This is a genomic window from Exiguobacterium sp. USCH10 (genome assembly GCF_037619445.1).
Classification (GTDB): Bacteria; Bacillota; Bacilli; order Exiguobacteriales; family Exiguobacteriaceae; genus Exiguobacterium; species Exiguobacterium aestuarii_A.
On sequence record NZ_JAQPZO010000001.1, the window covers coordinates 544261 to 558671 of the forward strand.

18 protein-coding genes are annotated in these 14411 nt (G+C 48.4%); 8 read left to right on the plus strand and 10 right to left on the minus strand.

Going from position 1 to position 14411, the window contains the following annotated elements:
- Window positions 1-256 precede the first annotated feature (256 nt).
- From PQI28_RS02760 to PQI28_RS02770, 3 genes are all read left to right on the plus strand, one after another.
- On the plus strand, window positions 257-1189 hold the full coding sequence (locus tag PQI28_RS02760) for an ABC transporter ATP-binding protein (protein ID WP_214785354.1): 933 nt from the start codon (window positions 257-259) through the stop codon (window positions 1187-1189).
- Entirely contained in the window at window positions 1167-1904 is a 738-nt protein-coding gene (locus PQI28_RS02765; protein ID WP_339962483.1) for an ABC transporter permease, read from the plus strand. Before PQI28_RS02760 ends, PQI28_RS02765 begins: the two co-directional genes overlap by 23 nt.
- Window positions 1905-2080: 176 nt before the next feature.
- Window positions 2081-2275 (plus strand): hypothetical protein, encoded by a 195-nt coding sequence (locus tag PQI28_RS02770; protein ID WP_214696058.1) that lies wholly within the window; start codon window positions 2081-2083, stop codon window positions 2273-2275.
- Window positions 2276-2316: 41 nt separating this feature from the next.
- Here the strand turns inward: PQI28_RS02770 and PQI28_RS02775 are convergent, their stop codons facing one another.
- Together PQI28_RS02775 and PQI28_RS02780 are read right to left on the minus strand one after the other, a co-directional pair.
- A complete protein-coding gene (locus tag PQI28_RS02775; RefSeq protein WP_339962484.1) occupies window positions 2317-3096 on the minus strand; it encodes a sulfite exporter TauE/SafE family protein in 780 nt (259 codons plus the stop codon).
- 33 nt (window positions 3097-3129) lie between these two features.
- Window positions 3130-3504, minus strand: a complete 375-nt coding sequence (locus PQI28_RS02780) for a rhodanese-like domain-containing protein (RefSeq protein WP_339962485.1) — start codon at window positions 3502-3504, stop codon at window positions 3130-3132.
- Between the two features lie 115 nt (window positions 3505-3619).
- On the opposite strand from PQI28_RS02780, the gene PQI28_RS02785 reads away from it, so the two are divergent.
- The 3 genes from PQI28_RS02785 to PQI28_RS02795 all read left to right on the plus strand — a co-directional run bounded on the left by PQI28_RS02785 (window position 3620) and on the right by PQI28_RS02795 (window position 6538).
- A complete protein-coding gene (locus tag PQI28_RS02785) occupies window positions 3620-3916 on the plus strand; it encodes a rhodanese-like domain-containing protein (RefSeq protein WP_339962486.1) in 297 nt (98 codons plus the stop codon).
- A gap of 33 nt (window positions 3917-3949) precedes the next feature.
- A complete protein-coding gene (locus tag PQI28_RS02790) occupies window positions 3950-5350 on the plus strand; it encodes an MBL fold metallo-hydrolase (RefSeq protein ID WP_339962487.1) in 1401 nt (466 codons plus the stop codon).
- A 66-nt stretch (window positions 5351-5416) separates the two neighbouring features.
- On the plus strand, window positions 5417-6538 hold the full coding sequence (locus tag PQI28_RS02795) for a TlpA family protein disulfide reductase (RefSeq protein ID WP_339962488.1): 1122 nt from the start codon (window positions 5417-5419) through the stop codon (window positions 6536-6538).
- 41 nt (window positions 6539-6579) lie between these two features.
- On the opposite strand, the gene nfsA is transcribed toward PQI28_RS02795, so the two are convergent.
- Window positions 6580-7329 carry an oxygen-insensitive NADPH nitroreductase gene (nfsA, locus tag PQI28_RS02800; RefSeq protein WP_074032690.1) on the minus strand — a complete coding sequence of 250 codons (750 nt, stop codon included), beginning with the start codon at window positions 7327-7329 and terminating at the stop codon, window positions 6580-6582.
- A 170-nt stretch (window positions 7330-7499) separates the two neighbouring features.
- Between nfsA and PQI28_RS02805 the strand changes: the two genes are divergently transcribed.
- Window positions 7500-8393, plus strand: coding sequence for a DNA/RNA non-specific endonuclease (locus PQI28_RS02805; RefSeq protein ID WP_339962489.1), 894 nt, complete (start codon window positions 7500-7502; stop codon window positions 8391-8393).
- A 759-nt stretch (window positions 8394-9152) separates the two neighbouring features.
- On the opposite strand, the gene PQI28_RS02810 is transcribed toward PQI28_RS02805, so the two are convergent.
- Together PQI28_RS02810 and PQI28_RS02815 are read right to left on the minus strand one after the other, a co-directional pair.
- A complete protein-coding gene (locus PQI28_RS02810; protein ID WP_339962490.1) occupies window positions 9153-10622 on the minus strand; it encodes a catalase in 1470 nt (489 codons plus the stop codon).
- Window positions 10623-10705: 83 nt separating this feature from the next.
- Window positions 10706-11302, minus strand: a complete 597-nt coding sequence (locus tag PQI28_RS02815; protein ID WP_337874673.1) for a hypothetical protein — start codon at window positions 11300-11302, stop codon at window positions 10706-10708.
- A 155-nt stretch (window positions 11303-11457) separates the two neighbouring features.
- On the opposite strand from PQI28_RS02815, the gene PQI28_RS02820 reads away from it, so the two are divergent.
- Complete coding sequence (locus PQI28_RS02820; protein WP_015881002.1) at window positions 11458-11871, plus strand: VOC family protein; 414 nt, start codon at window positions 11458-11460, stop codon at window positions 11869-11871.
- Window positions 11872-11914: 43 nt separating this feature from the next.
- Here the strand turns inward: PQI28_RS02820 and PQI28_RS02825 are convergent, their stop codons facing one another.
- The 5 genes from PQI28_RS02825 to yhbY are packed head-to-tail and all read right to left on the minus strand — an operon-like array spanning window position 11915 to window position 14407.
- A complete protein-coding gene (locus PQI28_RS02825) occupies window positions 11915-12640 on the minus strand; it encodes a class I SAM-dependent DNA methyltransferase (protein ID WP_047795583.1) in 726 nt (241 codons plus the stop codon).
- Entirely contained in the window at window positions 12640-12987 is a 348-nt protein-coding gene (gene rsfS / locus PQI28_RS02830; protein ID WP_074032684.1) for a ribosome silencing factor, read from the minus strand. Before rsfS ends, PQI28_RS02825 begins: the two co-directional genes overlap by 1 nt.
- 10 nt (window positions 12988-12997) lie before the next feature.
- Complete coding sequence (yqeK, locus tag PQI28_RS02835; protein WP_271305192.1) at window positions 12998-13555, minus strand: bis(5'-nucleosyl)-tetraphosphatase (symmetrical) YqeK; 558 nt, start codon at window positions 13553-13555, stop codon at window positions 12998-13000.
- On the minus strand, window positions 13545-14114 hold the full coding sequence (locus PQI28_RS02840; RefSeq protein WP_271305193.1) for a nicotinate-nucleotide adenylyltransferase: 570 nt from the start codon (window positions 14112-14114) through the stop codon (window positions 13545-13547). The genes yqeK and PQI28_RS02840 overlap by 11 nt, the downstream gene beginning before the upstream one ends.
- On the minus strand, window positions 14111-14407 hold the full coding sequence (yhbY, locus tag PQI28_RS02845; RefSeq protein WP_074032681.1) for a ribosome assembly RNA-binding protein YhbY: 297 nt from the start codon (window positions 14405-14407) through the stop codon (window positions 14111-14113). The genes PQI28_RS02840 and yhbY overlap by 4 nt, the downstream gene beginning before the upstream one ends.
- Window positions 14408-14411: the final 4 nt, after the last annotated feature.

Below are 14411 nucleotides of genomic sequence, written 5' to 3' on the forward strand. Positions count from 1 at the left end.
CTTCTCTTACCCTAGTGAACAAAACCAAATCTTGCCTCTTACGCTCAACTTCATACTACACCTTTCATGCTAGAAAGACCCTTACAAATTCACAATTCGTCCATACTATTTCGATAAGTTTTGCTTATCGATAAATTGTGTCTCAGCGGATTTGTTTCAAACATTTCAAAAAAAGATGAAACCTTATTTCAAACAAGCCCGTAGAAGGGGGTGTAGGAAGAACACTATCACTCAAAAAAGAAAGCTAGGTGACCACATGTTATCCGTACAAAATGTCCATAAGAAGATGGGAAAAGCAACGGTATTGACGAATGTCAGCTTTGATGTCGTCCCGGGTGAAATCTTTGGTTTCCTCGGACCGAACGGCGCCGGGAAAACGACGACGATCCGAATCATTACAGGCCTCATGCCTGCAACACATGGAACCGTGACGGTCGATGGGTATGACGTCGCGAACAACCGCCAAGAAGCACTCAGCCGAATCGGAGCCATCGTTGAGAATCCGGCGTTCTATCCGTACATGACCGGTCGTGAGAACTTGATTCATGCCATGAACTTGATCCCAAACTTAAAGAAAGTCGATTTGAACGCACTTGGTGCGCTCGTCGGACTCGATGGAAAGCTCGATATGAAAGTGAAACAGTATTCGCTCGGGATGAAACAACGCCTCGGGATCGCCCGTGCCTTGTTGCATAATCCAAAGGTACTTATCCTTGATGAGCCGACAAACGGTCTCGACCCAGCCGGGATTGCCGACCTTCGGAATTACTTACGCCACCTTGCGGATCACCGAGGCATCGCCATCCTCATCTCGAGTCACTTGTTGAGTGAGATGGAATTGATCACGGACCGCTTTGCCATCATTGACCAAGGACAAATCAAATCAGTAGAAGACGGTCAGACGAAAGCCGATAGCGTCATCCTCTGTAAAGTTGCGAAAGAACAAATGAACGATGCGCTCGATGTCGCAGCCCTTGCCTTTGACGATGTAAAAATCGTTCAACAGTCTGCCGAGTCGTTCATCGTGCCACGTCAAGAGACGGATATCCCCGTCCTATTGAAACAGTTGATTGAGCGTGATATCGCCGTCTATCAGATCGGCATGAAACACGAGTCACTCGAAGAACAATTCTTGAAATTGACGAAAAAAGAAGGAGGTACAAACAATGCGTTCATTACTCAGCAATGAATGGATGAAGTGGCGCCGCACGATTAAACCTTACGTCGCCTTAGGTGTATACACCGCGATCATCCTCATCGTCTATGCCGTATTGGCGAGCGGAGATGGGTCACCGGAAGCTGCGTCGTTCTTTGAATTCTCAACGATGGGCGCCATCGCCTTCCTCAGCATCTTTACTATCGTCTTCACGGCCGAGATGGTCGGGAATGAGTTGAAATTTGATACGTTGAAGCATCTTTTGATGAGTCCGTATTCCCGAGACCGCATCTTGTTGTCAAAACTCGTCATGGCCGTTCTCGTCATGTTGCTTCAATTCATCTTTATCTTAGTCGTCGCGTTCGGGTTCTCACTCACGTTAGACGGCTCTGTCACATGGGACGTCGTTCGCCCTATTCTCATCAGTGTGAGCGGACCAATCTTCATCATCTTCTTGACGCTCATGTTCTCGGTCGTCTTCAAGTCAGTCGGCGTCGTCATCGGTTTCACGGTGCTCGCGAACTTCGCTTCAAGTATCATCGGGGGTCTTCTCGTTGCCTGGAAACCTGAACTCGCAAAATGGATCGTCTTCTTGCATACAGACCTTTCTATTTATGATGTGAATCCAGAATTCATGAAAGCGATGGATGCCACGATGGGCTTCTCCATCTTCTATGTCGCCCTTCATATCATCGCCTTTTATCTTATCACGGCGTTTATGTTCCGTAGCAAAACGTTTGCGGAATAAACACTCAATCCCTTTTTCATTCGATTCCTTCGAATGAAGAGGGATTTTTCTTGTCTACCCCACTAGGTGTGACACTTCTTCTTAACCTTTGTCACACAAACTCAACATTCTGTTACAAGTCTCTCAACTGTATGCGATATGATGAAAGTAACGGCACTTAAGAAGGATGTGACAATATGGCTCTCACGATTGGATTAGCATTGCTCGTCTGTTTGATTGCACTTATTTTTACCATCATGGTCGGACTCGGGAAAGACCGCTCCACGTACAGCCAAAAGAAGAGCTGGTCGATGGTTTCTTGGCTCTACATTATTTTGCTCCCCGTCTCGTTCATCGGACTCGGACTCCTCTACTATTTCATTACGAAATAATGCAAAAATCACGACGCCTGGATATAGGCATCGTGATTTTTTTACGCGATTAGGTCACTCCAAATTTTGATGGTACTCACCAAGATGAGTAACGCTAAAATCCATTGAAGCGCTTTTGTATTCATATTCTTCCCGACATTCGCCCCGATTGGTGCAGCAATCAGACTCGCGATAATCATAATGATTGCCGGACCCCAAACGATTTGATCGGTGATGATTTTACCGAACGTCGACCCGATCGACGAGATAAATGTGATGGCGAGTGAACTTGCGATTGCCATCTTTGTCGGGATACGTAGAATGACGAGCATGATTGGCATGAGAATGAATGCCCCTGCCGCTCCGACAATTCCTGCTGCAATCCCGACGACAAAAGCTGAACTGGCCGCAATCACCTTGTTGAACTGTACTTGGTCAAGCGGCATATCGTCCACTTGTGGCTTCGGCAAGAACATCATGATCGTCGCAATCGTCGCAAGTACGGCGTAAACGACATTGATCATCGTTTCCGAAAGAATCGTCGATCCGTATCCTCCAATGAAGCTTCCAATCAAAACCGATATACCCATGTAAAGAATCAACTGTTTGTTTAAGTATCCACCTTTACGGTAGGCGTAAATGCCACCGATTGTCGCAAAAAACACTTGAATGGCACTAATCCCTGACACCTCATGTGCGCTAAAAGCGGCAAATCCTAAAAGCGGTGGAATGTATAACAGCATCGGATATTTGATGATCGACCCACCAATCCCGACCATCCCAGAAATAAACGATCCGATAAATCCAATTAGAAAGATTGTAATGATAAACCCGAACTCCATATAGATTCCTCCATTTATTTTCGTCTTCTCGACTTATTCAGTCGATTCCCAAGCCATCATCCCGCCCGACACATCATAGATTTCTGTATATCCTGCATCTTGTAATCGACTAACAGCCTGAGCACTTCGGTTACCGCTCCGACAAATGACATAGATCGGTTCGTCTTTCGGATACGATAGTTGGTTTGCATCTAATGAAGAAAGTGGTGCGTTCACCGCCCCTTCAATATGCCCCCCCTCGTATTCTGACGATTCTCGTACGTCAAGGAGCGTTATTTCCTCGTTTTCCAATTTGTTTTGTAGAGTTTCAACGTCAATTTTCGTGATTCCATCCTTTTCTGATGTGATTACAAAGATAAAAATCGTCATAACAGCCAAAACCCCAACAAATAAGGAAATTTTCTTCATGTTTTCCCCTCCAATTCTTTTCACTTGCGCTCATTATACCTTAGGGGGTATATTAAAGCCAACGAAACATTCTCGTTGCCAAAAACCTTAAACATGAAAAGGAGATCAAAGACTCATGAAGACGATTACGACTACTGAATTAGAAGCGTTACTTCAAGCTGACGACTCACTCAACCTCATCGATGTGCGAGAGGTAGATGAATATGCTGGAGGTCACATTAAACAAGCAAAAAACGTACCACTTTCTGAATTCGGGGCAAAAGTCGATGAGCTCGATTGCTCTAAACCGATTCACGTTATTTGCGCAGCCGGCGGACGCAGCATGAACGCATCTGCTTACCTCGACTCACTCGGATTCGATGTCACGAACGTCGACGGTGGGATGATGAGCTGGCAAGGCGAAGTCGAATAAAACCATTACATTCATTCATAGGGGGAAATCCACATGTTATTACGTTATTTTTATGATGAAAAACTAGCACAAGCTTCATATATGGTCGGTTGCCAAATGACTGGAGAAGCCATCGTCATCGACCCGGCCCGTAACATCGAGCCTTATCTTCAGGAAGCGAAAAAAGAAGGCATGAATATCGTCGCAACAGCCGAGACACACATTCATGCGGACTTTGTATCGGGCTCACTCGAACTCGCGAAGCGCACAGGTTCGAAAGCCTATCTATCAGACGAAGGTGATGCTTCTTGGAAGTACGCATTTGCCAAAGAGATTGACGCACAACTCGTCAAAGAAGGCGACACGTTCAAAATCGGGAACGTGACACTCGAAGTCATGCATACACCAGGTCACACACCGGAACACATCTCGTTCCTTCTGTATGACCGGAACCAGACACAACCGATGGGAATCTTTACAGGAGACTTCGTCTTCGTCGGAGATATCGGTCGCCCTGACCTTCTCGAAGAAGCAGCCGGCGTGAAAGGAACGACGGCGATCGGTGCGGAACAAATGTTTGATTCACTCAAAAAATTCATGGCGCTTCCTGACTTCGTTCAAGTCTGGCCAGGACACGGTGCAGGCAGTGCTTGCGGGAAAGCACTCGGTGCGATTCCAACATCGACGGTCGGTTACGAAAAAGCGACGAACTGGGCGCTTCAAATGACGGACAAAGATGCCTTCATCAAAGAATTGACGACGGATCAACCTGAACCGCCGAACTACTTCGCGATGATGAAAAAAGTGAACAAAGAAGGCATTCAAGTGACGACGAACATCGCTCGTCCTGAAGTTGTCGGGTCAGAACGCCTTGATACACTCGTTGAAAAGACGCAAGTCGTCGACACGCGTAAAGGAGAAGACTTTGCGAACGGACACGTACCTGGGACAATCAACATCCCGTACAACAACAAGTTCGTCTCGTGGGCTGGGTGGCTCATCAACTTCGACAAAGACATCACACTCATCGCAAGTAAGGAAGATGTCGATCAAGTACAGACCGACCTTCAATCAATCGGTCTCGACCGTCTTCGCTTCATCGTTCCGGTCGAAGAGCTCGACGCTTCACTCTTGACGGAAACGTATACGGACGTGACGGCAGAAGAAGCGATCGAAGCTGCAGAAAAAGGTGACGTCTTCGTCCTTGACGTTCGTAATGCGACAGAATGGAATGCGAGCCATTACGAAAAGGCAGAGCGCATCTTGCTCGGTAAACTCACGCGTGATCACGAAGGTCTTCCGACAGATCAAACGATTGCGGTCCACTGTGCGTCAGGCGTACGCTCACGCATGGCAGCAAGTGTCCTTCAATCGCTCGGCTACAAAGATATCCACAACATCCTCGGTGGCTACGGCGCGATGAAGACTGTCTTGAACGCTCAACAAATCAAGTAATGTTATACTGACTATGAATATGGCGCCCGCTTCGAGAGGGGCGCCTTTTGTTTAGGAGGGAAAGACGTGGTCGCTATCGGTCCACTTAACATTCGTGTCGATTTACTCATTTTTTTAGTAAGCCTTGGTATCCTTTACGGGATCTTTCGCTTTCTCGGTCTGACGAGTAAGCAACGTGAAGCCGTCATCGGTACATGGTTCTATGGATTTCTCGCCTGGAAAGGGAGCGCCATCCTCATCGGTCTATTGACGACTCGTGATGTCTCTCTTGCCCTCTACGCCACAGGAGGCGTATGGTCTCAATGGATCGCGGCCGCTGTTGTCCTTTGGCTCGTCTATCGACTCGATCGAGACCTTTTAGGATATTGGGTGCTGAGTGGGCTCCTCATCTGGCTCGGGATGACGCTCGCGGTTCCAGTATACGGGACGGTATTCTCTCTTCCCGACCAACCGATTCATCTATGGAGTACTGTCCTTATCCTCGTACTATTCGGGATGACGTGGCGCTGGATGCATGCGCCGACTCGAGGACACATCCTTTGGACCGTCCTTGGCGCATCTAGTATCTGGCTGTTTCAGTCGTATGCGGTTGGACAAGTAAAATGGTGGATGATGGGCATTTCCCTCATCCTGTTCGGGCTTTCGCTCTATCTCGCTCGTCCTTCAAAGAAAGCGATTCAAGTTAGTATCGGTGCTCTCGTCTTGCTTGCGGTCGTGAATGCTGCCCTACCGGAACGCGCGACACAAACGATCACGACAGAGACGGCATCGACCGGTCTAAACATCGGGCAAATTCCCCCATCGTTTGAGTTACAACGAACTGACGGGAGTATGTTCGACTTAGCATCGTTACGCGGTCAACAAGTCGTCGTTAACTTTTGGGCGTCCTGGTGTCCTCCGTGTCGCGCAGAGATGCCGGACATGGCGGCGTTCGCGAATGAACGAAACGACGTGACGATTGTCGCCGTCAACACGACGACGAGCGAACGTGACCCGGACAATGCCATCTCGTTCGTCGAACCGTACGAAGACGCGTTTACTGTCGTCTATGACCGTGACGGTCAAGTCGGGGATGCGTACCGGATTCAGGCGATGCCGACGACATATGTGCTCGATGAATCCGGTGTGATCATCGCGAAACAATTCGGCGCCATCGACAAGAATTGGCTCGACGCTCAAGTAAATTGAACATGACAAAACCGCCGACAGTGATTTGTCGGCGGTTTATCTTATTGCTTCAAATAGCCTTGTGCTTTCAAGAAGTCTTTGACGTCAAGACGCGTCGATTTTGACAACATGCGTCCCATCTGTCCAGTCCACGTGTCTTTACGCGGGTTTGAGCCACGGACCATATAGTAATCGTGGATCAACGCATCGTAATCGGAAAGGGACTGCTTCATCCGTTCTGGATTCGCTTCATACGTATTCTCATGGTAGACATGATGGAACGGCAAGCGTGGTTTCTGATCCTCGACCGAGGCCGGTACACCGACCGCCATCCCGAAGAGCGGGATGACCCGTTCCGGCAATTCGAGCACTTCTTTGACCGCAAAAAGGTCGTTCCGAATGCCACCGATATAACAGATGCCGAGCCCCATCGACTCTGCCGCTACGGCCGCATTTTGCGAGGCGAGTGCAGCGTCGATCACAGCGACAAGCAACTTCTCATCAGTCTCAAGCGTCGCAGACACTTCCGCTTCCTGTAGCTCACCAATCATTTCATGGCGATGCAAATCCGCACAAAAGACGAAAAAGTGACCGTTCTCGACGACATAGGACTGGTTGCCCGCAATCTCGGCAAGTCGTTTCTTCTTCGCTTCATCGGTCACCCCGATGATAGAATAGGCTTGGATAAAGCTAGACGTCGATGCGCGTTGGGCGCTCTCAACGATGGTCTGGATTTGTTCATCTGTTAATGTCTCGTCCGTAAAGTCACGGACGGAACGGTGGTTCAATAATGTCTCAATCACTTCGTTCATACGTTCTTCCCCCTTTTTTTCAATCTTGGCACAAGCTTTCTGAATCCACAAATGAGAGGAATCCGTCGGGCACATTTTGAAGGGGGACGCTCACTTCTTGTTTTCTTATGCTATCATTATAGACTACATATAAAATACGACAGCGTAACTTCGAATAAGGAGCGAGATATATGAAAAGAATGCCATTTTACATTCCATTCCTGCTTGGGGTGCTGCTCCTCTCCGGTTGTACGGATGCCGATGTGAGCGTCCCGACGTCGACTGAAGAAACCGTCGAAGAGGAACCGACACAAGAAGAACAGACCACCGAGACGCCTTCACCTGAACAGGAAGAAGATTTATTTGAAGGCTATACACAAATCGAGGTCGATGGCGGTGATCAGTCCGGAACACGTGAAGCGAATGTCGTCGTCGATATCGGCTTCGGCGACCGTGAGTACTGGGCGTTCACGAACGAGCATGGTCAATTGATTCGTGTCATCGCCGACGAAATCACGCTTCAAGACGATGAGACCGAAGACGTCAATTCTTCTGGTCGTTATTATTCAGACGAGGCGAAAGTTCCAGGTGTCGAAGACCCGAATCTCGATGAAGGTCATATCATCGCCGATTCACTCGGTGGTGTCTCGAACGCCTATAACATCACACCACAAAACAGTGCACTCAATCGTTACGGGGACCAGGCGTTCATGGAAGATGTCATTCGAAAGGCTGGCGGTGCGAAAGACTTTGAGGCCATCATTACCTACCCGAACACGACGACACAGATTCCTTCCCGCTACCAGTATACGTATACCGTACGAGGCAACACGGTGACGGATACGTATGATAACGCGGACCCAGAAGAAGTGAACGAATCACTCGGACTGACGGACGACTCTCCACCTGACGTGACCACGGAGCCGGTCGAGGAGCGAGACTTATCCGATATCGATATTGACGGAAACGGACAAGTGACGATCAAAGAAGCGAAAAATGCTGGATTTGAGATGCCGATCACGCGTGATCATTGGTTGTACCAGTATATGGACGACCGAGACGGTGACGGGATGGTCGGTGAATAACCACAATAGACGAGACGTTCCTCTATGAGAGGGGCGTCTTTTTGCATCAAAAGGTGTTTGGCAAAATAACATCAGCATTTCCTCCGGGAAAGTTGCCTTTCAACAGAGATTTTTTCTATGCGGCTGATTCATCAGGAGCCGACATCTATATGATGTTAACTTTCAGGTTGCTCCTCAATCAAAAGAGGATTGATGATTTTTCGTAACATGAAGTACAATTAGTGTCATATCACACTTCTAAAAATGATCATAAATGTGTAGTGCAAAATACACATAAAGGAGTTTCTGTCTTTGAATACGAACCGAAATACTTTTTTCTACTTATTGTTAGCAGGAACTTTTTTATTTGTCTTTGTTTTAATCTCTGAATTCTTTTTTCACTTTAGAATCATATCCAACCATTCCATCACTTTACTCTTTACTTCCTTAACAGTTTTTTTGGTTGTATTACTTACCTTTTCAGTCTTGTATGTTAGAAAAACCGGAGATGAAAAAGGACCAATCCTGTTAGGGGTGTTACTATTTTTCGGAGTGATTTTTCTTTTATTCTTACTCATTAATTTGCTTGTTATGGTGTGAAAAGGAAAAATAATCCGACACTCTCAGTCAAACAAGTCCAGCTCATAGCGAATCCTTTATCTGAATGTTTGTGTGGTCACTTCATTCTATACACGGCTTTCGCTATGGGCTTTTTTGCGTTCATTTTGTTGCTTCCCTTCATCATACAAAAAACCGCGGCACAAGACCGCGGTTACATGCTTAGTTCGACATTTGGTTCAAGAATGGTGCGAGATCGACGTCTAGCTCTTTTGAGAGACGCTCCCCGAGCTCACGGTCTGCACGATAGAAGTTGCAGATCAAGAGGAGAACCGTCTTCTCATGACGAACTTCTTTGATGTGAGCAACGAGGTTACGGATAAGTGCGTCCTTCTCTTCCTGAGAATAACGGCGATACACTTCTCCGGCCTGGCCGAAGTCGTTCGTCTTCTCAATCTTCTGGCGACCCGTCACGCCTGTGATCGGTTGCGGTGTCTCGATGTAATCCGCATTCGGCTTTGGCGCGTCTTCATAGCGGTTCGGTTCGTAGTTGACCGGGCTCGTCTGTTGCTTGAATGGCATCGCCCCGTCACGCTGGTTGTTCGCGACTTGAGCGAACGGGCAGTTGATCGGAAGTTGAAGGTAGTTCGGTCCGATGCGGTGACGCTGCGTATCCGAATACGAGAAGAGACGTCCTTGGAGCATCTTGTCTTCCGATGGCTGAATTCCTGGTACGAGAACACCTGGGTTGAAGCCGACAGATTCTGTCTCGGCGAAGAAGTTGTCGACGTTCTTGTTGAGGGTCATCGTTCCAACCAATTGGTATGGGATGACATCCTCGAACCAATCTTTCGTCGCATCGAGCGGATCGAAGTCGAAGTTATCCATATCAGCCGGATCTAAAATTTGTACATATAGATCCCATTCCGGATAGTCTCCTTGCTCAATCGCGTTAAACAAGTCACGTGTTGCGTGGTTGAAGTCTTCCGCTTGAATCTTCGCGGCTTCTTCCATAGACAAGTTTTGAATGCCTTGCTTCGGTACCCAGCGCATCTTTATGTACACTGTGTTGCCAAATTCGTTCACCCATTTGAAAGAGTGGACGGACGATCCGCGCATATGACGATACGATGCCGGAATGCCTTCATCACTGAACAAATGAAGTAGCATGTTTGTTGATTCCGGTGTGAGTGACATGAAGTCGAAGAAACGGTCTGGGTCTTGAAGGTTTGTTTGTGGGTCCGGTTTGAGCGAGTGAATCACGTCCGGGAATTTAATCGCGTCACGGATGAAGAAGACCGGCAAGTTGTTTCCGACGAAATCATAGTTCCCTTCTTCCGTATAAAACTTGACGGCGAAACCACGTGGGTCACGAAGCGTCTCCGGTGAACCTAAGCCGTGGATGACGGTCGAGAAACGCGCAAACACAGGCGTCTCTTGCCCCTCTTCTTGCAAGAATGCAGCTTTTGTATATCGTTTCATACTATTTTTTACAGTGAAGACACCATGCGCCCCTGCCCCTCTCGCGTGAACGACGCGTTCTGGTACGCGTTCACGGTCGAAATGCGCTAATTTCTCAATTAGTTGGTAGTCTTCGAGAAGCGTCGGGCCCCGACGACCCGCAGTGATGGAGTTGGCGTTATCCCCGATTGGTGCGCCTTGGTTAGTAGTTAGTTGACGATATTGATCCATATGATTGCCTCCCATTATTTATAATCATTACAATCTTGATATTAATAAAACATTAGAATGATTACAAATAAAAAGCTCGTGAATCACGAACTTTTTTTCATGTGTCTCTTTTGTTTGGCTTTTTCACGTTGATGAAGCGTGACGACGAAGAACGCGGCGAGCACCCCACCAAGTGACCCGGCGATGATGTCGACCATCGTATCGTCGTTCCCGTTCCCTTGCATCGTCGTGTTTAAGACGACGTCGGATGTAAATTCATACATCTCCCAAAGCGCCGCGCCAGCCATAGAAAAGACAACGATATAGACGAATAAAAATCGTTTTGGGATTTCAGTTCGAATGTCGTCATCGAGCCGGGAGAAGAAGTCGAATCCTAAAAATGCCAGAAAGATACCGCTCAAGAGATGTAGGAACGTGTCCCACCAGCCGTTCCCGTACAATCCGACGATGGAACCTAAATACTGTGAGGCAAACAAGAACAGGATATAGGCCACCTTCATCTTGCTATCGAGTTCTGTTTTAAACGTCTTTTCAATAAAGAACGGGATGAGACCCGAGATGATCCCGGCTCCCGCCACACTCGCGTCGAACCATGATTCTTCAATGATTGATGTGACGAGTATGATTGCCATGAACAAGACGAATCCAAATTCGAGGATACGCCCTTTCGTGAGCTTCATAATGCTTCGCCTTCTTTCGTCTAGTTTGTTCTCTATAAGCTCTATTCCCAACTCTCAATCGTGTTCAACCACACAATCGAATTTAGTTTGACTCGCTTGTATTTTACGAACATATGTTCTATAATTAGTATTATGAATCTGAGGAGGAACTTGCTATGCCGATCAATCCGTATCTCAACTTTAATGGGAATTGCCGCGACGCCGTGAACTTCTATGCGGACGTATTCAACCATGCCGCTCCAGACATCATGACGTTCGGTGACCAACCTGGTCCAGACGGTCAACCGGTGCCGAGTGAAATGGCCAATCTCGTGCTTCATACCCGACTATCGATTCACGGCTCATCGCTCATGTTTTCCGATGCGATGCCTGACGGACCGGTCACGTTCGGCGACAATGTCACACTCGCCGTCGTCACGGACGACCTCGATGCCATCCACCGCGAGTTCGAAGCGCTCTCTGTGAACGGCCGTGTCTTGATGCCGCTTCAAGAGACGTTTTGGAGCAAGGCGTACGGCATGCTCGAAGATCAGTTCGGTGTCCAATGGCAGTTTAGCCACGAAGCATAAGAACGACAAAAAATCCCCGATCCTTGACGAATCGGGGATTTGCTTATTTTTGGGCTACGAAGAAGATGCGCTCGGCATCCGCTCCCGGTGCATGTTCGGTGAAATCTGATGTGACCGATTTGACGTGGAATCCGGCACCAATCAACCATTGCATGTACTGCCCTGGTTCATATGTCCGTTGTTCATGCGTCTCCTCGATCCGTTCATACGTTCCGTCTTCAAGCGCGACGAAGAACGTCAAATCGTGAACGACTGAGAGCGGTGCCTCTCCCGGGTCGGCAAACCAGATATACGAGCAATCTTCCCCGTTTGACGCGTACGTCTTTTGGTTGAAGAGCGTCTGCATCTTATTCGGAGCATGAACATCAAAGATGAACAGCCCGCCCGGTTTGAGTTGGTTGTAGACAGATTCGAACGTGTCGATCACATCTGCCTCATCCCGCAGGTAGCAGAGTGAGTCACAGAGAATCGTCACCGCATCGACCGGTTCCGGTAATTCCAACTCACGCATATCTTGTTCCCAAAGTGGCAACTCGATTTCTGCTTCGAGTGCCTTTTCTTGTGCGACTTCGAGCATCGACTCCGATAAGTCGATCCCCATCACGTCGTAATGTTCGGCGAGGCGAATCGTAGCCGATCCTGTCCCACATCCGACATCCGCGAGTGTCGCGCCATCTTGGACGTGACGACGCACGAAAGCGACCCACTCATCATACGGCGCGTCTTTCATTAACTCGTCGTATACATAGGCGAATCCTTCGTATGCCATTAGCCGACTTCCACTTCGACGTGCGGCGCGTCAGCCCACAATTTCTCTAGATTGTAGTAATCACGGTCGTCACGATGGAAAATGTGAACGACGACGTTCTCGAGGTCAGCAAGTACCCAACGTGCCGTGTCCATTCCTTCAAACTTGTGGAGTGGTAGGTCGTTTTCGCCAGCGACATCTTTGATTTCACGTGCGATCGCTTCAACTTGCTTCTCCGAGTTCCCGTGACAGATGACGAAGTAATCTGCAATCGGCGAGATACCTTCCATGTCGAGTACGACGATTTCCTCGGCACGTTTATCGTCAGCCGCTTTTACAATCAATTCTAATTCTTCTCTTGCAGTCATATTGACCCTCCTAAGGTGTATTCACAAAATCATTATACGTTTCAATCGTCAGTGGAAAAATGCGCACCGACTTCTTCAATAAAAACTCAATCGTTTGGCGCAGTGTCGCGACAACCGCCCCTTCGAGCGAATGCGCTGCCTCTACTCGCAGGCGATCAACCCCTGGATAATTGCGATTCGGTTCGATGGCATCGGCCACGAACAGAATTTGATCGAGACGAGACATCCCAGGCTCTCCCGTCGTATGATTCCGAATTGCCGATAGTACGGTTTCATCGAGTTCATACTGACGAGCAAGCAAGATCGCACCGACCGGCGCATGCAACAACTCGTCCCCGTACTCAAGAAGGCTTGAATCAAGTCCCTCTTCGATGACGACTTGACGCATCTCTTCCGTGTCAAAGTACTTGGCGTAGTCATGAAGCATCGCTGCTAGACGAGCCTCTTCGACGTTCTCGCCGTACTGAACCGCCATCCGCTCTGCCGTCTCGACGACACCGAGCGTATGGATATAGCGTTTTTCTGGTAGCGTCTGTTTAATCAACTCATGCGCTTCTTCAAACGTCATACAGCTTATGCTCCTTCACATACGTCTCGACGAGCGCCGGGACCAAATATTTGATGGATTTGCCTCGCTTCGCCCGCTCCCGAATATCGGTGGACGAAATCTCAAGTTGCGGCATATCGATTGGACGAACGTCCGCCTTCTCTGGAATCAAGTAACGCGTCCCAGGACGGGCGACGGCACCGAACGCGACGAGCCGGATGAGCGTCTCATAGTCGTGCCACGATTCGAGTGCGACGAGTGAATCCGCTCCAATCAAGAAATAGAACGTATCGTCTGGATGCTGTTCGATCAACCGCTTCATCGTCTCCACCGTATAGGACGGCTCACTCCGCTCAAACTCAATCAGATTCAACTTGAACTCTGACTGACCTTGAATGGCGCGGCGAGTCATCTCGATTCGATGGTCTGCCGAGCTGAAGCCGATCTTGTGTGGCGGAATCGCAGCCGGTAAAAACCAGACTTCATCGAGTGCAAGTTGTTCGCGAGCTTGTTCGGCAATCAACAGATGTCCGAGATGCGGCGGGTCGAACGTGCCCCCCATCAAACCGATGCGGCTCATGGGAGTTTGATTTGGCGATTTTCTTTCTCAGTCGCCTCTTTGTATAAGACGATGACTTTACCAATGACTTGAACAACCTCAGCTTTTGTACCTTCTGATAATTCGCCGGCCACGTCTTTTGGCGTGTCCATGCAGTTTTGAAGTACTTGAACTTTGATCAATTCGCGTTTTTCGAGTGCGTCCACGATATCTTTACACATCGCTTCGCTGACCCCATTCTTCCCAACTTGATAGATTGGTGAGAGATGGTGCGCTTCTGCGCGTAAAAAGCGTTTTTGTTTACCTGATAGCATAGTA